We start from the raw sequence: 20272 nt of genomic DNA on the forward strand, positions 1-20272 counted from the left end.
TTAAATAGGAAAGGAGAAATAAATAAAGTATGAAGATAAATAAGAAAGTTATATCTACAATACTAGCAGCTACACTTGTTGCAGGTGTATTAACGGGATGTGGTAATAAAGAAGCTAGTACAACAGAAAATACATCTAAAAAAGAAACTTTAGCTGATACAAAAGCTCAGCTATCTTCTCCAAAATATGATTTTGAAAAAGAATATGCTTTTGGAGACTTCAATAGACATTCAAATGCTGATATGGATCGTCAGAACGGTGTAGATACATTTGAAGATAAAGAAATAGTATTTAAAGACATAAGTTATGATCAGCTTATGAACTTAATGCAGCAGGAAGGGAACTTCCTTATACAGTTAAGTGGTTCTTGGTGCCACAACAGTAGAGCCATGGGGCCTTCTGTAAATGAATTTGCAAAAAAATATGGAATAGACACAATATACTCATATGACTTTAACGTAGACAATGGGGAAGATGGTTCTATGTTCGTTCGTATGACTAACGGGAAAGACACAGTAGGGGCTAAATACAACTACATGTACGGAGAAATGGTATCTAGATTCTTAACTAACTTAGATGACTGGATAGAATACCCATCTGACTCAGATACTGCAATATCTTACACAAATGCAGATGGTAAAGAGGTTACTGTAGGTAGATTACAGCAGCCAATAATGTTCCTTTACAATAAAGACAATGTAAAAGATAATAGTGGTAAAGGTGTAGCTAGAGGAAAATTCCCAGTAGTTTACGCTTTTGAACAGATGGTTGAACGTGATGAAAAAGGTCTTTATGTAAAAGAAACTGATGCAGAAGGAAATGATGTATTAGATAAAGAAGGAAAACCAGTTAGAAAATATGTTACAGAAGAATACAGAAAAAATCTTCTTAAAATATTTGACTACATAAAAAATAATAAAATAGAATTAGCTCATTATGATAAAGAAAAATATATAAAAGATGCGTTTAATTCTTACGGAAAAGAAATATTCAAAGCAGACGAAAAAGTAAATATATATCCAATAACATATCGTCAGTTAGAGTGGTTAACAGATCAGGACGGAAACTCTCTAATAATGATGGGTGGACCTGGAAATGAAAAAACTCGTTCAATAATATCTACTGTAAACCAGTACGCTGTTAAGAATAATGTAAGAGTTTATATGTATGATCCTCAGATAGATGGAGCTTACACAACAGATAAATGGGGATACAAACAGACTACTAATATATTAGAAGAAAACTCTCCAATAGTTCATATGTACAAAAACCTTATAGATAGACATTTAACTAATCTTGAAGGAACAAGAACAATGGAAGATGGAACAACTATAATAGATGCACCATACTTCTTCGAGTTCAATAAAGATGCTAAGGATGAAGACGGATTTATAGCTCCAATAGCTTCATTTGTTGAAATGCCATACACTTCTAATCCAGAAGCTAGATATTCTATAGGAAAAGAAAAGAATTTAAATGCTTGTAAAGAAAGTATATTAACTGTTATGCAGAAATACGGAGAACTTACAGGTGTTAAAATACAGGATTTAAAATAATCCATCAAAATATATAGGATAAATTATTAAATATATAAATAATATAAATATATCCTTAAATAAAAATTAAAAAAAGTACCTCAGGATATATTCTTGAGGTACTTTTTATTATATAATCTAATTAATTATAATTTAATTAAAAAAGATTAGGAGGAAAATTTATGTCGAAAAAAATAAAAGTTTTAGCGATGTTAATGGGATTAATAATGACATTATCTTTAGTTGGATGTGGAGGAAATTCTGGGTCAAGTTCTTCAGGGGAAGTTAAGGTTGGAGATGAAGCACCTGAGTTTTACGCAGACCTAACTAATGGAAAAAGTTTTATACTTTCAGAAAATAAAGGTAAGGTAGTTTTAATAAACTTTTGGGCTACTTGGTGTGGACCATGTGTTGAAGAATTGCCAGCGATAGAAAAACTTCAGAAAGAGTACGGAGATAAGATAGAAATAGTTGCTGTAAACTACGGTGAGGATAAAAAGACTGTCGATGAGTTTTTAAAAGATAAAAACTATACTTTTAAAGTAGCTTATGATGAAAATATGGATATATGTAATACATATCCTTCAGACGGTATTCCTTATTTAGTTGTTGTAGATAAGGAAGGGAAAGTGCACGAAACTATGGTAGGATCTGCAGGAGCAGATGAGCAGTACAAGAGAGTTTTAAGATCTTTAACGGAGGCTTATGAAAAATAATGAATAAGGGGAAAATACTTAGAAAGGTTATTTTCGTAGCAGCAGTTCTTTTGATAATAGTTGGAGCTTCAAATGGCGGAATTAGAGATGTTATGAACAAGGCTAATAGGATTTGCTACGAATGTATAGGAATAGGATAGATGTTTGAATGGATAAAAGATAGAAAGAGAAGATTAATCCAGGTAATTTCTGCGGTATTATACAACTGCAATATAGGTGGATTTGCTGAGGGTAAAATCTATCAAGGAGCAAGCAAGGGAATGTGTGTACCTGGGCTTAACTGCTACTCATGTCCTGGAGCTATAGGATCTTGCCCACTTGGAAGTGTGCAGTCTGCACTAGTATCTGCCAAGTATAAATTTCCATACTATATAATAGGAATACTTTTACTCTTTGGAATACTTCTAGGTAGGGTGATTTGTGGATTTTTATGTCCTTTTGGGCTAATTCAGGAATTACTTTACAAAATACCTACTAAAAAGGTAAAAAAAGGAAAATGGAGCGAAAAATTATCTCTATTAAAGTATGTAATACTAGTTGTATTTGTCGTAATAATACCTCTAACTATGTCAGTGCCTGGGTTCTGTAAATATATTTGCCCAGCTGGAACACTAGAAGCAGGTGTACCTTTAGTGTCTAGTAATCAGCGGTTACAGTCGCTTACAGGATTCTTATTTAACTGGAAAATAGGGATTATGATAACAATTCTTGTTATGACAGTGTTTGTATTTAGAGGATTTTGTAGATTTCTATGCCCACTTGGAGCATTCTATGGGTTATTTAACAAGATTTCTGTGTTTGGATTTGTAATAGATGAGAATAAATGTACGGGATGTAACGCATGTACAATAACTTGTAAACTTGATGTAAAAAAAGTTGGAGACATGGAATGCGTACAATGTGGGGAATGTATATCTCACTGCAAAGAAAATGCGATAAAATTTAAAAGAAAATAATAATTGGGGTTGCTGCTGTATAGTGGCAACCTCTTTTTTATTGGGTCATATCATTCTACTCCAGGCTTCGACGTGCGTGTAGGTTAATTATTTTGTTGTAATTAAAACCCGCGTCTGCAGATTGTCGGACGAATTGATATGACACCACTAAAAATTTCGGTTGCCATTATAACAGCAGCAACCCCATAAAATTATTAAATTTCTTTTAAAATTTTATTCGCTGGAAATACGTAAGTAAGGCAGTAAAAAGAGTAGAAGTTTTAAGGATTGGCTATCGTTTAATAATATGCAATATATTTATATTTTTAAATAACAAAAAAAGCCCTCGTCTGAGGGCTTTTCTACTATGTATTTCCGTATTATTTAAATTCTAACGGTATAATAAGTTTTCTCAACTTTATTTTAGCAAGTGCTATGTTTTGAGGACTATAACAAATTAAATCGCAGTGACTATCTGCAGACGCTTTCGTCATTGCTTCGAACGGAGTTCGAGCTAGACGAAGAAAGCGTCGAAGCCAGGAACGCGATTAATTGTTATTGGACTCAAAACTACTTGATAAAATAAATTGACGAAAACTTCATATTATACGTTAAATTTGAATAATATTACATCTCCATCTTTAACTACGTATTCTTTTCCTTCTAGTCTTACAGCACCTTTTTCTTTAGCTGCAGTCATGTTTCCATACTGTATTAAGTCTTCGTAAGCTATTGTTTCAGCTTTTATGAATCCTCTTTCTATATCAGAGTGGATTTTTCCACCAGCCTGAGGAGCTTTTGTTCCATTTTTTATAGTCCAAGCTCTAACTTCCATTTCACCAGCAGTTAGGAATGATATTAATCCTAATAAGTGGTAAGAAGCTCTTATAAGCTTGTCAAGACCTGACTGTTCTAATCCTAATGTTTCAAGGAATTCTTTCTTTTCTTCATCAGTTTCAAGTTCAGATATTTCTGCTTCTATCTGAGCACATACAACAACTGTGTCAGAACCTTCTGTTTCAGCGAATTCTCTAACTTTTGCAACCATTGCATTGTTAGTACCGTCATCTGCTAAATCATCTTCACAAACATTAGCTACATATATAACTGGTTTAGAAGTAAGTAAGTTTAATGATTTAACGAAAGCTGCAGTATCTTCGTCAAATTCCATAGTTCTTATACATTTATTGTCTTCTAAAGTAGCCATTAAGCTGTTTAATATATCAACTTCTCCCTGAAGAGTTTTATCAGCTTTTAAAGCTTTAGTAGTTTTAACTAATCTTCTTTCAAGAACTTCTATATCAGAGAATATTAACTCTAAGTTTATAGTTTCTATATCTCTTAATGGATCTACAGAACCATCAACGTGAACAACGTTAGGGTCTTCAAAGCATCTAACAACGTGAACTATAGCGTCAACTTCTCTTATGTTAGATAAGAATTTGTTTCCTAGACCTTCACCTTTTGAAGCTCCTTTAACTAGTCCAGCTATGTCACAGAATTCTATAGCAGTCTGAACTATTTTTTTAGAGTTGTAAAGCTCTTTTAATTTGTCTAATCTTGGATCTGGTACAGATACAACACCTATATTAGGGTCTATTGTACAGAATGGGTAGTTTGCTGACTCAGCTCCAGCCTGAGTTATAGCATTAAATAGTGTACTTTTACCAACGTTTGGTAAACCAACTATACCTAATTTCATAATTTAATCGTCCTCTCTTTATTTTATTTTTAGCCAAATGTAAACTTCACTTGATACATTCAGCGTTATTTATCTATTGACACATAGATTAATTATACAACAGAATAAGTGTCAATGTAAAATATATTTTGTGTAAAGCAAAATATTTTATTATATATATTTCCAATTAAAAAGGTTATAATATTATAATAGGAAATTTTTGAAAGAGGAGGAAGAAAATGGAATCTATAATAAAAAAAGAATTAGCCGATGGAATGGGGCTTACTCTTATAAAAACTGAAAAATTCAAATCAAATCTGATTAGCATAAATATACAGAGAATGTTAGATAAAAACGAGGCTGCAAAAAACTCACTACTACCTCAGGTGCTTGCGAGTGGTTGCAAAAAATATCCTTCAATGAAGGAATTATCTGATAGACTTGACGACCTTTATGGTGCTGCTTTAGCTGCAGATACTTCAAAAAGAGGAGAAAGACAGCTAATATCTTTTAAAGTATTAAATACTAATGATAAGTATATAGATGAAAAAATATTTGGAGATATAATCGAGCTTTTAAATGATTTAATAACAAAACCTCTTGTGATAGACGGTGGATTCAAAAAAGAATACGTTGAAATAGAAAAAGAAAACTTAAAGAATAAAGTTTTATCTATTATAAATGATAAAAGAGCTTATGCACACAAGAGATGTATAGAAATAATGTGCGAAGGAGAAAAATTCAGCATACCGTCAGCTGGTACAATAGAAGATATAGATGCTATAACACCAGAAAATTTATACGAACATTATAAAAAAATAATAAAAAATTCTAGAATAGATATAATAGTAGAAGGAGATTTCGACTGTGAAGAAATCGAAAATACTATAAAGAGCCATTTTTCAATAGAAAGAGGAGATATTCAGCCTGTAGTTAGAGAAGAGTTTACTAAAGAAGTAAAAGAAGTTAAAAGAGTGGACGAAGCTATGGACATAACACAGGGTAAACTTGTTATGGGATTCAGAGCAAATACAGACTACAAAGATGCTAAAAAATACTATGCATTAGTTACTGGAGTTGGTGTTTTAGGTGGAGGACCTCACTCAAAACTATTCAATAATGTTAGAGAAAAAGAAAGTCTTTGCTACTACATATTCGCAAATGTAGATAAATACAAATCTATAATGATGATTTCTTCAGGAATAGAAGTGCAGAACAGAGAAAAAACAGAAAGACTTATAATGGAAAACCTTGATGCTGTAAGAAATGGGGAAATAACAGAATTAGAATTAGTTAATACTAAAAAATCTCTAATAAACGGACTTAGATCTTCTTGTGATGGACTAGGTGGAATGTCAGAATTCGTATTTTCACAGGAACTAGGGCGGACAGATTACACAGTAGAAGAGATAATAGATTATGTTGAAAATATAACTGTTGAAGATATAGTTGAGGCTATGAAGGATATACAGGAAGATACAGTATACTTCCTTACAAATGAAAAATAAGGAGGATATTATGGAAAAGATAGTAAACGATATAATAAAAGAAGAATTATACTTTGAAACATTAGAAAATGGATTAAGAGTTTATTTTATGCCTAAGAGAGGTTTTGTAAAAAAATACGCTGTACTAGCTACAGACTTTGGATCAAATGACTTAGAATTTGTACCAAAGGGTGAGAGTGAAAAAATAAGAGTACACGAAGGTATAGCCCATTTCTTAGAACATAAGATGTTTGAGCAGCCAGATGGTGGAAACGCATTTGATTTATTCTCTAAATACGGAGCTAGTGCAAATGCATTTACAAACTTCAATATGACAGCTTATTTATTCTCAGCTACAGAAAACTTCAATGAGTGTTTAACACATTTAATAGATTATGTTCAGACACCATACTACACAGAAGAAAATGTTGAGAAAGAAAAGGGAATAATTGCTCAGGAAATAAAAATGTACGACGATGACCCAAGTTGGCAGGTATATTTTAACGCATTAAAGGCAATGTACCAGAAACACAATGTTAGAATAGACATAGCTGGAGATGTTGATAGCATATACAAAATAACTCCAGACGAGCTTTATAAATGCTACAACACATTCTACAATCCATCAAATATGATACTATTTGTAATTGGGGATTTAGACGAAAATGAAGTTATGGATGTAATCAAAAAAGCAAACCACTCTGATATAGAAAAAATAGAAGGAAAAATTCAGAGATTCCCAAATGCTGAGCCAAAAGAAATAGCTCAGAAAGAGATAGTTGAAAAATATCAGGTATCAATGCCTATGTTCAACATAGCGTATAAAGACGAGGACGTTAATTTAAGAGGAAAAGAACTTCTTAAAAAGGAAGTAGTCAGCGATATTCTTTGTGATATGATATTTAAAACAGGTAGTGAATTAAATGAGGATATGTACATGAAGGGAATGGTAAACGATAGCTTCTACGGTGGATTCTATTCAGAAGTTGAGTATGCGTTTACATTGATTTCAGGAGAAGGTAAAGATCCTCACAAGGTAAAAGATACTATAACTGAATATCTAGAAAGATATAAGAAAGAAGGACTTTCAAGAGAAGGATTTGAAAGAGCTAAAAAGAAAAAAATAGGAGAATTCTTAAAATACATGGATTCTATGGAATTTATAGCTAATAACTTTATATCTTACGCATTTAAAGATGTAAATATATTAGACTATTTAGAAGTATTAAAAGAGGTAGAATTTGAAGATGTTGAAAACAGACTTAGAACTCACTTCAAAGAGGAAAACTGTGTAATATCAATAGTTGAGCCTATAGAAACAGAAGAAAATTAATATTTAAAAAAAGAAGAAAATTAAGCAGGGGGAAAAGATGGATAGAGTAGCATTTACTATTTTTGGAATAGATGTGATGTGGTACGGGGTACTTATTGCAACTGGGATGCTTATAGGTATTGCACTAGCTGTAAGAGAAGCTAAGAGAGTTGGAATATCTGAAGACGACGTTTTAAACATAGCAATTATAGCTATTCCAGTGGCGATAATATGTGCTAGATTGTACTATGTAATATTTAGTTGGGATTATTATTCACAAAATCCAGGTGAGATTTTTAATATAAGAGGTGGAGGACTTGCGATCCACGGAGGTCTTATAGGAGGAATTCTTACAGGATTTATATATGCAAAGGTAAAGAAATTAGACTTCTTCAAAACAGCAGATGCAGTTATGGTTGGTATGCCACTTGCTCAGGCTATAGGAAGATGGGGAAACTTTATAAATGGTGAAGCTCATGGAGGACCAACATCACTTCCTTGGGGAATTATGGTAGATGGAGTTAAAGTTCATCCAACATTTTTATACGAGTCAATTTGGGACTTTGGAATATTCTTATTCATAATGTTCTATATGAGAAAGAAAAAGACTTATGAAGGTGAGGTTATTGTTTCTTACATAACCTTATACTCAATAGGTAGATTTTTCATAGAAGGACTCAGAACAGATAGCTTAATGTTTGGACCTATAAGAATGGCTCAGTTTATAAGTTTAGTTGGTGTTGTAGGTGGATTAGTACTTCACTTCTATTTAAAGAACAGAGCTAAGAAAAATAATGCAGCTTAAATTAATATCAAGATAATATATAATAGTAGAAAAAATAACATAAAAAAGGAGAAAACAATGGAATTTAATCATGTATCGGTACTTCTTAATGAGTGCATAGATAATCTGAATATAAAGCCAGATGGTGTATATGTCGATTGTACTATGGGTGGTGCTGGACATTCTAAAGAAATAGTCAAAAGACTTTCTAGTGACGGGCTATTTATTGGATTTGACCAGGATAAAAACGCCATAGCGACTGCAAAAGAAAGATTAGCAGAATACAGCGGCAGAGTAAAATTTGTACACAGCAATTTTGAAAATATAAAAGAAGAGCTTGAAAAAATAGGCGTACATAAAATAGATGGTGTGCTTGCAGATTTAGGTGTTTCTTCTCATCAGCTAGACGAGGCTGATAGAGGTTTCTCTTATATGCAGGATGCACCACTTGATATGAGAATGGACGTTAGAAAAGATTTTTCTGCGTATAATGTTGTAAATGAGTACACAGAAGAAGAGTTAGCAAAGATAATAAAAGACTACGGTGAAGATAACTGGGCTAAAAGAATTGCTAAGTTTATCGTTGAAGGAAGAGCAGAAAAACCAATAGAAACTACAGGAGAACTAGTTGATATAATCAAAAAAGCTATACCTAAAAAGGCGAGAATAGATGGACCACATCCAGCTAAGAGAACGTTCCAGGCGATAAGAATAGAGGTAAACAATGAGCTTGGAGTAATAACAAAAATGATAGATGACGCTTGTTCAATAATGAATCCAGGCGGAAGAATTTGTATAATAACATTCCATTCTTTAGAAGATAGAATAGTTAAAAATGAATTTAAATATCTTTCATTAGATTGTATTTGCCCACCAGAGATGCCTTTCTGCCAGTGCGATAAAGTTTCTGAGGTTAAAGTTATAACAAGAAAGCCTATCCTTCCAAGTGCAGAAGAGATAGAAATGAACCCAAGATCGAGAAGTGCTAAGCTTAGAGTTGCTGAAAAGAAGTAATTTTTGTCAAAAGTATTAAATCAAATGTGAATATCATATGAATATGTAACAGTTTGATTACATCTGACTATAAATCACTTCAAAAAATTTTGATTTTGGTATATAATTATAAATGCTAAAATTTATCAGGGCAATGTGTGGACATCTATACATTGCCTTTATTGATAGAAAAAATATTAACTAGAGCACAAAATTTTTTTGCTCAAAACCGATTTGTTGTCGGAAGGTTAGGAGGAAGTAAAATGGAGAGGCTGACAGTAAAAGAGATTGTCGAAGCATCTAAAGGAAATTTAAAAAATGGGGAAGGTAGCGAATCCGTAAAATCTATAGTAATAGATAGTAGACTTGCTAAGGAAGATACAGCATTTGTAGCTATAGTTGGAGAAAACAACGACGCTCATAAATATATCGGTTCTGCTTATGACTTAGGATGCAGAGTATTTATTGTTAATAAAGGAAAAGATATCGATATAAAATCAGATATGAATATAATAGAAGTCAAAGATACTTCAAAAGCGCTTGGAGATATCGGGCACTATTATAAAAAGAAATTTGATATACCATTTATAGGGATAACTGGTAGTGTTGGAAAAACAACAACTAGAGATATGGTGTATGCAGCCCTTTCTTCAGAAAGAGCTACTTTAAAGAATGAAAAGAACTTCAACAACCATTTTGGAGTTCCGCTAACATTATTCAACCTAGATAGTAGTTATGAATGTGCTGTTATAGAAATGGGTATGTCAGGATTTGGAGAAATCGAGTACCTTGCAAATATGGTAAATCCAAAGGTTGCAGTTATATCTAATATAGGACTTTCACACGTTGAAAACCTTGGATCTCAGGAAGGTATTTTCAAAGCTAAAATGGAAATAACTACTGGATTTGGAAAAGGAAACACTCTTGTTGTAAATGGGGACGATAAATTCCTATCTACTTTAAGAGATACAGAAAGAGATTATGACCTTATAACATTTGGATTTGAAAAATATAATGATATATACTGTGTAGCCTATGAAATGACAGAGGATAGCATAGAATTTGAATGTTCTGTTATGGGAAAATTAGAAAAGATATTTATACCAACTGTAGGAAAACACAATATCTACAATGCAATGGCTGCAATAGCTGTTGGGACTGTAGAGGGAATATCTATGGAAGGAATTAAAAGAGGTCTTTCTAATTTTGAAGCTACAGGAATGAGACAGGATATAAGAAAAATAGGTGAGTACACTGTTATAAATGATACTTACAATGCAAGTCCTGACTCAATGGAGGCATCTCTTAGCATACTAGGAAGATACGAAGGCAGAAGAATAGCTGTTCTTGGAGATATGCTTGAAATGGGAGATTTAGCTGAATTTGGACACAGAAGAGTAGGAAAAGCATGTGTTGATAATTCAGATGTTATAATAACAGTTGGAGAAAGTGCGGTATTTATAAATAAAGAAGCAGAAGAAAATGGATTTGATGCAAAAAATTCATACCACTTCGATAATTTAGAAGACGCTAAAAAACTTTTAGGAGATATTATGCAGAGTGGTGATACAATGCTATTTAAGGCTTCTAGAGGAATGAAATTTGAAAAGTTTGTTGAGTATGTAAAGGAAGTTTCTGAAATCAATTAAACTAAAAGAAGATATTTTCTATTTACAAGAAAAAAAGAAGGTATATAATAGATAAAGTAAGATTTAAGAAACAATAGGAGGAAATTTTAATATGGATATTAAAAATCTAACTATTACGATGCTTATGGCATTTGTAATAGTTGTAATAATTGGACCGGTATTTTTACCTATGCTTCATAGATTAAAATTTGGTCAGACAGTAAGGGACGACGGTCCTCAGACTCACCTTGCTAAGAATGGTACACCTACAATGGGTGGAATTATGTTTATGATAGCAATAACAATAACAGTTCTATTCAGAGCAAAATTAGATTCTGATGTATTTGTAGGACTTGTTTGTATGTTAGGTTTTGGATTAGTTGGGTTCCTTGATGACTTTATAATAATAAAGATGAGAAGATCACTAGGATTAAAACCATGGCAGAAGATAGCTATGCAGTTTGTTATATCTGGATATGTAGCATTCTATCAGTATACATCTTCTCCAGCGGCATCAAAAATAATGATACCTTTTACAGATAAATTCTTAGATTTAGGTATTTTATATGTTCCAATAATGATGTTTATAATAATAGGGACAGTAAACGCAGTAAACTTAACTGATGGTCTTGATGGACTAGCTTCAGGAATAACAGCAGTAGTTTCTACTTTCTTCGTAGCATTTGCTTTATTTGTAGCTAAAGATGCAGCAGTTGCAACATTTGCAGCAGCTACAGTAGGTGGATGTATAGGATTCTTAGTATTTAACGTAAACCCAGCTAAAGTATTTATGGGTGATACAGGTTCTATGGCGTTAGGTGGAGCTGTTGTAGCATTTGCAGTTTTAACAAACTCAGTTTTATTAATACCTATAGTAGGTGGAATATACTTCGCTGAAGCATTATCAGTTATAATACAGGTTACATATTTCAAAAAGACTGGAAAAAGAATATTTAAAATGGCACCTCTTCACCACCACTTTGAACAGTGTGGATGGCCTGAAACAAAGGTTGTATTTATATTCTGGATAGTAGCAATTATACTTGCTTGGATAGGAGTAGTAGCAGGATTCTAAAAATTTGGAGGAAGAAGAAATGGAATTAAAAGGAAAAAAAGTTCTACTTGTCGGTCTTGCAAAGACAGGAATATCAACAATAAAATGTCTTGCAAAATACGGAGCAGACATAACAGTTAATGATATAAAGACAGAGGATCAGCTTGAGGAAATAATAGCAGAGATAAAAGATATCGACGGTATAAAATATATTTTAGGACACCATCCTGAAGATATAGCAGACATAGATATGGTTGTTGTTTCGCCGGGAGTTCCTTTAGACCTTCCATTTATCAAAAAAGTAATAGAAGAAAATAAAGAATTAATAGGTGAGGTAGAATTAGCCTATGAATTAGCCAATAAACCATATTTTGTAGGAATAACTGGTACAAATGGTAAGACTACAACTACTAGCCTAACAGGAGAAATATTTGAAAAAGCAGGAAAAGAAACTTATGTTGTCGGAAATATAGGGAACCCTGTAATAGACGCAGTACAGGCCGCAAATGAAGGAGCTAGCTTTGTTACAGAGCTTAGTAGTTTCCAGCTAGAAAGTATAAAAGATTTTAAACCTAGTGTGAGTGCTGTTCTTAATATAACTGAAGATCACATGAACAGACATCATACTATGGAAAATTATATAGATGCTAAAGCTAGAGTATTTATGAACCAGGATAAAAATGATTTCTGTGTTTTAAATTACGATGATGAATTAACAAGAGCTTTAGCAGATAAATGTAATGCAAATGTAGTATTTTTCTCTAGATTAGAAAAACTAGAAAAAGGTATCTACGTTGAAAATGGAGATATCATAATAGATATAGACGAAAAAATAAACTTAATGAAAGTAAATGACCTTTCTCTACCAGGAGGTCATAACCTTGAAAACTGTATGGCAGCAGCTGCAATGGCTTATGTATCAGGAATAGATATAGAAGTTATAAGAGAAGTTTTAAAAACTTTCAAAGCTGTTGAACACAGACTTGAATTTGTAAAAGAAGTAGAAGGAGTTAAATATGTAAACGACTCTAAGGGAACAAACCCAGATTCTACAATAAAAGCAGTTCAGGCTTACGAAAATCCAATAATACTTATAGCAGGTGGATACGATAAAGGAAGTACTTACGATGAACTTCTTGAAATAGCAAAGAAAAATGTTAAAACATTAGTTTTACTTGGACAGACTGCAGATAAAATCGAGGAAGCAGCTAGAAGAATAGGATTTACAGATATACACAGAGTAGAGGATATGAAAGAAGCAGTTAAAACTTGCCACGATATAGCAAAAGAAGGAGATATAGTTTTACTTTCTCCAGCATGTGCTAGTTGGGGTATGTACAAAAACTTTGAGGTAAGAGGAAAAGATTTCAAAGATAACGTAAATAGCTTATAAATAAATCCAAATAATTTATAATAAGAATTCAAAAGAGATTGTTGCAATCAATTGTAACAGTCTCTTTTTTTATTTTTTTTTGAGAAAGAAATTTTATAAGTTTTAAATTTTTTTATTTTGCTTAAAAAATTATGAGTAAAATTATAAGAAATTAATAAATTTTAACGAAAATAGTATAAACTTATAAAGAAGAGTTCAAAAAAATTGTTAATCTGATATAATATTATAGGTGGAATATGAATTAACCATTGCTGAGTTATATAAATTGAAAAAATAGGAGATAAGAAATGAGAGTAATATTATCAGGCGGCGGAACTGGAGGACATGTCTATCCAGCAATAGCCATAGCTAATGAAATAAAAAGTAATAATCCAGATGCAGAAATTCTTTTTGTTGGGACACAGAACGGAATAGAATCTGAGATAGTGCCAAAATATGGATATAGATTAGAAACCGTTACTGTTCAGGGATTTAAGAGAAAAGTAGATTTAGAAAATGTAAAAAGAGTATTTAAACTGATGAAAGGTCTTTATCAGACTAAGAAAATAGTAAAAACATTCAAACCAGATGTTGTAATAGGTACAGGTGGATATGTAAGTGGTCCTGTACTATTTAACGCGTCTATTAAAAAAATACCTTGTGTAGTTCACGAGCAGAACTCATTCCCAGGTGTTACAAATAAAATATTATCAAAAACAGTTACAAAGGTACTTACTAGTTTTGAGGATTCTCATGCAAGATTCCCAGAAGCTAGTCAGCATAAACTAAAATTCGTTGGAAACCCAGTAAGACAGGAAATTTTAGATGCTGATAAAACTGAAGCTAGAAAAAAACTTGGAATAGATCCGGATAAAAAACTAGTGCTATGCTACGGTGGTAGTGGTGGATCTAGTACAATTAATAAAGCCATGAAAAAAGTAATAAAACACATGGTAAAAGAAGATGTAGCTTTTATATTTGCTACAGGTAAGAGATTCTATGATAGCTTTATGGAAGAAATAAAAGATATAAAATTAAACAAAGACCAGAGAGTAATGCCTTATTTAGAAGATATGGCAAATGGTCTAGCTGCAAGTGATATAGTTATAGGAAGTGCTGGAGCGATATCTTTAGCTGAAATAACTGCACTTGGAAAACCATCTATAATAATACCAAAAGCATACACTGCAGAAAATCATCAGGAATACAATGCAAAAAGTATAGAAGCAAAAGGCGCTGGTATAGCGATATTAGAAAAAGAGCTTACTCCTGAGAGATTAGATAAAGCTGTGTTTAAAATGCTAGGGGATGAAGCGCTATTATCAGATATGGCAGCAGCTAGTAAAAAAGCTGGGAAACCAGAAGCTATAAAATTAATTTATGACGAAATTGAGGAATTAGTTAAATAAAACGTAAAGATTTGATTTAAAAAAGAAATGTAATATCATTTTTAAGTGATAAAAATTTTGCATAATTATTGTATAATTGTCAAAATTGACTTGCAATAAGTATATGTTTAGAAGTAAAATGGTATTATAGCTATTAATGTAAATATAATGGAAATTTATAATCATACGAGTTATAAGTATGATTCATGATGGACGAAAATTATATGTAGTAGATGATAAGATGTATTATATTGGAGATAAAGAAGGAGGAGAATTGATGCTAGGCTTTGACGTAGAATTAGAAGAATGGGTCAAAATAAAGGTTGTCGGTGTCGGCGGCGGTGGAAGTAATGCCGTTGATGGAATGGTTGATGCCAAAATAAGTGGGGTAGATTTTATTTCAGTTAATACAGACAAACAGGCTTTATGTAGATCTAAAGCTGAATACAAAGTTCAGATCGGAGAAAAATTAACTAAAGGACTTGGAGCAGGAGCTGATCCAGAAGTTGGAAGAAAAGCTGCTGAAGAAAGTAAAAACGAAATAATAAAATTATTAGAAGACTCAGAAATGGTATTTATAACAGCTGGAATGGGTGGAGGAACAGGAACAGGTGCTGCTCCAGTTATCGCTCAGTTAGCTAAAGAAATGGGAAAACTAACAGTTGGTGTAGTTACTAAACCATTTACTTTTGAAGGTAGAAAAAGAATGAAACAGGCTGAAACTGGTATAGAAGAGTTAAAGAGTAAAGTCGATACTCTTATAACTATACCTAATGATAGATTACTTCAGGTTGTTCAGAAAAATACATCTATGCTTCAGGCATTCTCTATAGCGGATGATGTTTTAAGACAGGCTATACAGTCAGTATCAGAACTTATAAAAGTTCCTGGTATAATCAACTTAGACTTTGCTGATGTTAAGAGAATAATGGGAGACAAAGGTCTTGCTCACATAGGTATAGGTAGCGCTAAAGGTGATAATAAAGCTATAGAAGCTGTAAGACAGGCTATAGAATCTCCACTTCTTGAAACTTCAATAGTTGGAGCAAGAGGCGTTATACTTAACATATCTGGTGGATTAGACCTAAGCTTAGTTGAAATAAACGAAGCTTCAAACATAATCTACGAATCTTGTCACGAAGACGTGGATTTAATCTTCGGTGCTAATGTTAAGGAAGAATTAGGTGATGAAGTAACTGTTACAGTTATAGCAACTGGATTCGATCCTGATATGCAGAAGGTTGCTAAAGAAACTAGAAAAATAATAAAAGAAGAATTAAATAAAGAGGTGGCAACAGTTGAATCAACTGTTGTAGAAGAAGCTCCATCAATAACAAAAGCAGTTTCTGAACCTCGGATAGATGTAGATGAAGACATGGAAATACCTTCATTTATAAGAAATAGAAGAAAAAGAAAATAAGTAGTATATACGGGCTGACGCAATATTTTGCGTCAGCCTTTTTAGAGCTCGGGAATTAACTATCTTCTCCTCTCCAGGCAGTCGAGCTGCATTGTCGAGTTCGAAGATAGTTAAAATTCCCGAGCCAAAAGGCAAGCCGCAAAACATCAGCGCCAGTCCGTCTACATCTAGTAAAAGAGTAGAACCTCCGGTAACAGTATGTGATATATATTATAATAAACTAAATATATAAACATTTTATAATTCGCTTGCGAATTACTTTGCTTACGACTGAAGATTTGTAAATAAGAAAAGGTATCTATATTAGCGCAGTAAATTTATATTCTTGAAAAAAAGTATAAGAAATAAAATTATCAGTGACAATCTGCAGGCGTTTCACAACTTTTAAATGTGTTACATAAAAGGGTGAAACGCCGAAGCCTGGAACGATAATTATTTCTTATACTTTTACAAGGATAAAATCTGTCTGCGATAATTAGCTACCTTTTCTTTTTATATTCAAAAGAGTTGACAAATGTTGAATTAGTGTTATGATAGTATAAACAATTATCTATAGTAAAAAAAGAATTAAGTATAATTAAAAAAATGGAGGAAAGAGAGATATGCAGTGTCCATTTTGTGGTTTTAGAGAGTCAAAGGTTGTCGATTCTAGACATACAGATTCAAATACAATTAGAAGAAGAAGAGAATGTGAAGAGTGTAAGAAGAGATTTACTACATATGAAAAGATAGAAACAACACCTATAATGGTTATAAAGAAAGACGATACTAGAGAAGTGTTTGATAGGGATAAGGTTAAGCGTGGTATTATGAAGGCATGCGAGAAAAGACCTGTTTCTGTTGAAGATATAGAGAAGATAGTGTCAAAGGTTGAGTATGAAATTAATAGAAAGTACACAGGAGAAGTGGAGTCAAATGTTATCGGTGAGATTGTGATGGATAGTTTGAAGGATTTAGACGAGGTTGCGTATATAAGATTTGCTTCGGTGTATAGACAGTTTAAGGATATAAATACATTTGTAAATGAGCTAAAGAATATTCTTACAGAAAAAGGAGAATAAGTTTATGGAAAATTGTAAAGCTAATATAAATGATTGCATAGTTAAGGAAATAAATTTTGATGATGGTGGATTTGCTAAGGTTGTAATAACTGAAAGAAAATACGATGCCAAGAATTCTGATGATATGAAGACTGTTTTATCTGGATGTGGATTAAATTATGAGAATTTAACAGATTGTAAGCAGATTCATTCTGATATTGTAAGAATTATAAAAAGTGAAGATATTGGGGTTACGAAAGAAGCCGATGCAATGATAACAGATATCCAAGATGTTCCACTTATGATATATACTGCAGACTGTGTTCCAATAGTTTTGGTAGATAAAAAAAGGAAAATAATCGCTGATATACATGCTGGTTGGAGAGGAACTTATGCAGAGATAGTTGTTAAAACCATTAAATCTATGTTAAATAATTTTGGCTCAAATCCTGAAGATATCGTCGCAATCATAGGTCCTGCAATAGGTCCGTGCTGTTATGAGGTATCTAAAGAACTAGTGGATAAATTTAACACAATCGTTACAAACAAAGACTTTAAATTCTATATAATAAAAGAGGACAGATTTCATATAGATTTAACAAAAATTAATAGTTATTTACTTGAAAAATGCGGTGTTAAGAAAGAAAATATACAGAATCTTAACATTTGCACATCTTGTCAGAATGATAAATTCTATTCATATAGAAAGGACAACAAGACTGATAAAAGAATAGGTACTATTGTTCAGATAAAATTATAGTGAAGTAAACGGTTAGAGGATAGGAGAGGTGTTTGTAGTGAGTGAGAAAGTTTTGATAATAGACGATGAGATGCATATAGTTGAGTTACTTAGATTTAACTTAGAAACATCTGGATACAAAACAATATATTCATATGATGGATTTGACGGATTTATAAAAGCAAAAGAGGAAAAACCAGATTTAATTCTTTTAGACTGGATGCTGCCAAATATAAGTGGAATAGAAGTGTTAAAGAAAATTAGACAGGATGCAGATTTAAAGAAAATTCCTGTTATAATGCTTACAGCAAAAAATATGGAAGACGATAAAGTTGAAGGTTTAGAGGTTGGTGCTGATGACTACATAACAAAACCATTCAGCATAAAAGAACTTTTAGCGAGAATAACTTCTGTAATGAGAAGATATGGAATGAATACAGGTAAGGAAAGTGAAGAGCTAACAGCAGGAAATTTAAAACTTAACCTTACAAAACATGAAGTTAAAATAAACGATAAAAAAGTGGATTTAACATTAAAAGAATTTGAGCTTCTAAAGCTACTTCTTAAAAATAGAGGAAAGGTTCTTTCAAGAAACTTCCTATTAGATGAGATATGGGGATACGAATACTATGGCGAAACTAGAACTGTAGACGTTCATATAAGATATCTTAGAAAAAAATTAGAAGAAGCTGGAGCAGATGAAAAATATATCGAAACAATAAGAGGCGTTGGATATAAAATAGACTAACTGGGAGGTGTATAGAGATTGGATACAATGAGTTTAGAAATAATAATTACACTTATCTCTGTAGTAATAGCTATAGTTTCGGTTAGATATGCGATTAATGTGAGAAAATATCTTAGAGAGATTATAGAAGTTTCTAAAAGAGTAAGTAATAATGAGCACCATGCCAGAATGGATTTAGGTGGAAATGGTGAACTTGGGGAGTTTGCCAAAAACTACAACGAGATGATAAAAAGTTTGTACAATACATTTGACGAACTTGAATATAAAAACTTGCAGCTGAGATCTATATTAAAAAGTATATCAAATGGTATACTTGCAATAGACATAGAGGGAAATATCCTTCTAATAAATGACGAAGCTAAGAAGATGATAAATTGCCCTAAAGAGGTAATGGTAGAGGGAAGAAATATATCATTTGCTATTAGAAATAATTTAATTCTAAAACAGATAATGATGTTTATGGGGTCAAAAGTAAATGAAAAAACTATCATAAACATGGAAGATGGAAGATTTTTAAGAATAAAACTAGACCCTGTATACCTTCAAAATAATAAAAGCATCGTAATAGGTTCTATAGTAAATATAGAAGATATTTCAGAACGAGTAAGAGCAGAAAATATGAGAAAAGACTTTGTGGCAAATGTCAGCCACGAGTTAAAAACTCCTCTTACATCTATAAGTGGATTTGCTGAAACATTGAAGTTAAACGAAAATATAGATAAAGAAACTAGAAATAGATTTTTAACTATAATCGACGGGGAAGCAAATAGACTTAGAAGACTTATCGAGGATATACTTACCTTATCATTTATAGAAAATGATAAAAAAGAAGAAAAAGAAGCTATAAACTTGTACTCTGTATATAGAAGAGTAGAGGATATGCTAATGATATCTGCAAGAACGAAAAATATTTCGTTAAATTGCGATGCAGATGAAACTATAAAAATAGCGGCAAATGCAGATTATGTTAAACAGATAATATTAAACTTAGTTGACAATGCTATAAAATATACTCCAGAAAATGGAAATGTTAATGTAAAAATATTTGCAGATAAAGATGACGCTGTAATAAAGGTATCTGATACAGGTATGGGAATACCAAAAGAAGATCAGGCAAGAATATTTGAGAGATTTTATAGAGTAGATAAAGCTAGAAGTAGAGAAATAGGAGGAACAGGTCTTGGACTTGCTATAACAAAACATATAGCGATGAACCTTGGAGGAACTATTTCTGTTGAAAGTGAATTAGAAAAGGGAAGTACATTTACTGTAAGAATTCCAATTAAAAGAGATTAATATTTGTGGGTTGTTGTATTATACAACAGCCCATTTTTTATTCTTAAGGAAATTATAATAATTTAAAACTGTGGAAAACTTGTGTATAATAGTAATATGAATGTATTGAAAAAGCGAAAAGATGAAAAAATAATTAATAAAATA

At 32.1% G+C, this 20272-nt stretch carries 18 protein-coding genes; 17 read left to right on the top strand and 1 reads right to left on the bottom strand.

Annotation, left to right across the window (positions count from 1 at the left end; genetic code table 11):
• Positions 1–29: 29 nt before the first annotated feature.
• The 4 genes from ACK2WN_RS06490 to ACK2WN_RS06505 all read left to right on the top strand — a co-directional run bounded on the left by ACK2WN_RS06490 (position 30) and on the right by ACK2WN_RS06505 (position 3207).
• Positions 30–1556 carry a hypothetical protein gene (locus tag ACK2WN_RS06490; protein ID WP_416155141.1) on the top strand — a complete coding sequence of 509 codons (1527 nt, stop codon included), beginning with the start codon at positions 30–32 and terminating at the stop codon, positions 1554–1556.
• Positions 1557–1717: 161 nt separating this feature from the next.
• Positions 1718–2251, top strand: a complete 534-nt coding sequence (locus tag ACK2WN_RS06495; RefSeq protein ID WP_416155142.1) for a TlpA family protein disulfide reductase — start codon at positions 1718–1720, stop codon at positions 2249–2251.
• Positions 2251–2391, top strand: coding sequence for a CD1871A family CXXC motif-containing protein (locus ACK2WN_RS06500; RefSeq protein ID WP_416155143.1), 141 nt, complete (start codon positions 2251–2253; stop codon positions 2389–2391). The genes ACK2WN_RS06495 and ACK2WN_RS06500 overlap by 1 nt, the downstream gene beginning before the upstream one ends.
• Complete coding sequence (locus tag ACK2WN_RS06505) at positions 2392–3207, top strand: 4Fe-4S binding protein (RefSeq protein ID WP_416155144.1); 816 nt, start codon at positions 2392–2394, stop codon at positions 3205–3207. It abuts the gene before it with no gap.
• Between the two features lie 583 nt (positions 3208–3790).
• Here the strand turns inward: ACK2WN_RS06505 and ychF are convergent.
• Positions 3791–4888 (bottom strand): redox-regulated ATPase YchF, encoded by a 1098-nt coding sequence (gene ychF, locus ACK2WN_RS06510; protein ID WP_416155145.1) that lies wholly within the window; start codon positions 4886–4888, stop codon positions 3791–3793.
• A 218-nt stretch (positions 4889–5106) separates the two neighbouring features.
• Between ychF and yfmF the strand changes: the two genes are divergently transcribed.
• The 13 genes from yfmF (at position 5107) to ACK2WN_RS06575 (ending at position 20128) form a co-directional block, all read left to right on the top strand.
• Entirely contained in the window at positions 5107–6375 is a 1269-nt protein-coding gene (yfmF, locus tag ACK2WN_RS06515; protein WP_329998383.1) for an EF-P 5-aminopentanol modification-associated protein YfmF, read from the top strand.
• A gap of 10 nt (positions 6376–6385) precedes the next feature.
• Complete coding sequence (yfmH, locus tag ACK2WN_RS06520; protein ID WP_199647495.1) at positions 6386–7687, top strand: EF-P 5-aminopentanol modification-associated protein YfmH; 1302 nt, start codon at positions 6386–6388, stop codon at positions 7685–7687.
• Positions 7688–7724: 37 nt separating this feature from the next.
• Complete coding sequence (gene lgt, locus ACK2WN_RS06525) at positions 7725–8471, top strand: prolipoprotein diacylglyceryl transferase (protein ID WP_201416161.1); 747 nt, start codon at positions 7725–7727, stop codon at positions 8469–8471.
• A 57-nt stretch (positions 8472–8528) separates the two neighbouring features.
• Positions 8529–9464: a 16S rRNA (cytosine(1402)-N(4))-methyltransferase RsmH gene (rsmH, locus tag ACK2WN_RS06530; RefSeq protein ID WP_416155146.1), complete on the top strand. Its 936-nt coding sequence runs from the start codon at positions 8529–8531 to the stop codon at positions 9462–9464.
• Between the two features lie 242 nt (positions 9465–9706).
• A complete protein-coding gene (locus ACK2WN_RS06535) occupies positions 9707–11092 on the top strand; it encodes a UDP-N-acetylmuramoyl-tripeptide--D-alanyl-D-alanine ligase (RefSeq protein WP_329998387.1) in 1386 nt (461 codons plus the stop codon).
• Positions 11093–11183: 91 nt separating this feature from the next.
• The gene (mraY, locus tag ACK2WN_RS06540; RefSeq protein ID WP_300528666.1) at positions 11184–12146 is read left to right on the top strand and encodes a phospho-N-acetylmuramoyl-pentapeptide-transferase; all 963 of its coding nucleotides are present in this window, start codon (positions 11184–11186) and stop codon (positions 12144–12146) included.
• A 19-nt stretch (positions 12147–12165) separates the two neighbouring features.
• Positions 12166–13518, top strand: a complete 1353-nt coding sequence (gene murD / locus ACK2WN_RS06545; protein ID WP_300528664.1) for a UDP-N-acetylmuramoyl-L-alanine--D-glutamate ligase — start codon at positions 12166–12168, stop codon at positions 13516–13518.
• A 287-nt stretch (positions 13519–13805) separates the two neighbouring features.
• Positions 13806–14906: an undecaprenyldiphospho-muramoylpentapeptide beta-N-acetylglucosaminyltransferase gene (gene murG, locus ACK2WN_RS06550; protein ID WP_416155147.1), complete on the top strand. Its 1101-nt coding sequence runs from the start codon at positions 13806–13808 to the stop codon at positions 14904–14906.
• 256 nt (positions 14907–15162) lie between these two features.
• The gene (gene ftsZ, locus ACK2WN_RS06555) at positions 15163–16305 is read left to right on the top strand and encodes a cell division protein FtsZ (RefSeq protein ID WP_416155148.1); all 1143 of its coding nucleotides are present in this window, start codon (positions 15163–15165) and stop codon (positions 16303–16305) included.
• A gap of 602 nt (positions 16306–16907) precedes the next feature.
• Entirely contained in the window at positions 16908–17366 is a 459-nt protein-coding gene (gene nrdR / locus ACK2WN_RS06560) for a transcriptional regulator NrdR (protein WP_300528658.1), read from the top strand.
• A 4-nt stretch (positions 17367–17370) separates the two neighbouring features.
• Entirely contained in the window at positions 17371–18105 is a 735-nt protein-coding gene (gene pgeF, locus ACK2WN_RS06565) for a peptidoglycan editing factor PgeF (RefSeq protein WP_329998393.1), read from the top strand.
• A gap of 37 nt (positions 18106–18142) precedes the next feature.
• Positions 18143–18832 (top strand): winged helix-turn-helix domain-containing protein, encoded by a 690-nt coding sequence (locus ACK2WN_RS06570; protein WP_040410400.1) that lies wholly within the window; start codon positions 18143–18145, stop codon positions 18830–18832.
• A 27-nt stretch (positions 18833–18859) separates the two neighbouring features.
• Positions 18860–20128, top strand: a complete 1269-nt coding sequence (locus ACK2WN_RS06575) for a HAMP domain-containing sensor histidine kinase (protein ID WP_300528687.1) — start codon at positions 18860–18862, stop codon at positions 20126–20128.
• Positions 20129–20272: the final 144 nt, after the last annotated feature.

The organism is Peptacetobacter sp. AB800 (genome assembly GCF_047807365.1).
Lineage (GTDB): Bacteria > Bacillota > Clostridia > Peptostreptococcales > Peptostreptococcaceae > Peptacetobacter.

Coding starts and splice junctions, on each gene's coding strand:
- ACK2WN_RS06490 (WP_416155141.1), top strand. CDS start 30: ATGAAGATAAATAAGAAAGTTATATCTACAATACTAGCAGCTACACTT.
- ACK2WN_RS06495 (WP_416155142.1), top strand. CDS start 1,718: ATGTCGAAAAAAATAAAAGTTTTAGCGATGTTAATGGGATTAATAATG.
- ACK2WN_RS06500 (WP_416155143.1), top strand. CDS start 2,251: ATGAATAAGGGGAAAATACTTAGAAAGGTTATTTTCGTAGCAGCAGTT.
- ACK2WN_RS06505 (WP_416155144.1), top strand. CDS start 2,392: ATGTTTGAATGGATAAAAGATAGAAAGAGAAGATTAATCCAGGTAATT.
- ychF (WP_416155145.1), bottom strand. CDS start 4,888: ATGAAATTAGGTATAGTTGGTTTACCAAACGTTGGTAAAAGTACACTA.
- yfmF (WP_329998383.1), top strand. CDS start 5,107: ATGGAATCTATAATAAAAAAAGAATTAGCCGATGGAATGGGGCTTACT.
- yfmH (WP_199647495.1), top strand. CDS start 6,386: ATGGAAAAGATAGTAAACGATATAATAAAAGAAGAATTATACTTTGAA.
- lgt (WP_201416161.1), top strand. CDS start 7,725: ATGGATAGAGTAGCATTTACTATTTTTGGAATAGATGTGATGTGGTAC.
- rsmH (WP_416155146.1), top strand. CDS start 8,529: ATGGAATTTAATCATGTATCGGTACTTCTTAATGAGTGCATAGATAAT.
- ACK2WN_RS06535 (WP_329998387.1), top strand. CDS start 9,707: ATGGAGAGGCTGACAGTAAAAGAGATTGTCGAAGCATCTAAAGGAAAT.
- mraY (WP_300528666.1), top strand. CDS start 11,184: ATGGATATTAAAAATCTAACTATTACGATGCTTATGGCATTTGTAATA.
- murD (WP_300528664.1), top strand. CDS start 12,166: ATGGAATTAAAAGGAAAAAAAGTTCTACTTGTCGGTCTTGCAAAGACA.
- murG (WP_416155147.1), top strand. CDS start 13,806: ATGAGAGTAATATTATCAGGCGGCGGAACTGGAGGACATGTCTATCCA.
- ftsZ (WP_416155148.1), top strand. CDS start 15,163: ATGCTAGGCTTTGACGTAGAATTAGAAGAATGGGTCAAAATAAAGGTT.
- nrdR (WP_300528658.1), top strand. CDS start 16,908: ATGCAGTGTCCATTTTGTGGTTTTAGAGAGTCAAAGGTTGTCGATTCT.
- pgeF (WP_329998393.1), top strand. CDS start 17,371: ATGGAAAATTGTAAAGCTAATATAAATGATTGCATAGTTAAGGAAATA.
- ACK2WN_RS06575 (WP_300528687.1), top strand. CDS start 18,860: ATGAGTTTAGAAATAATAATTACACTTATCTCTGTAGTAATAGCTATA.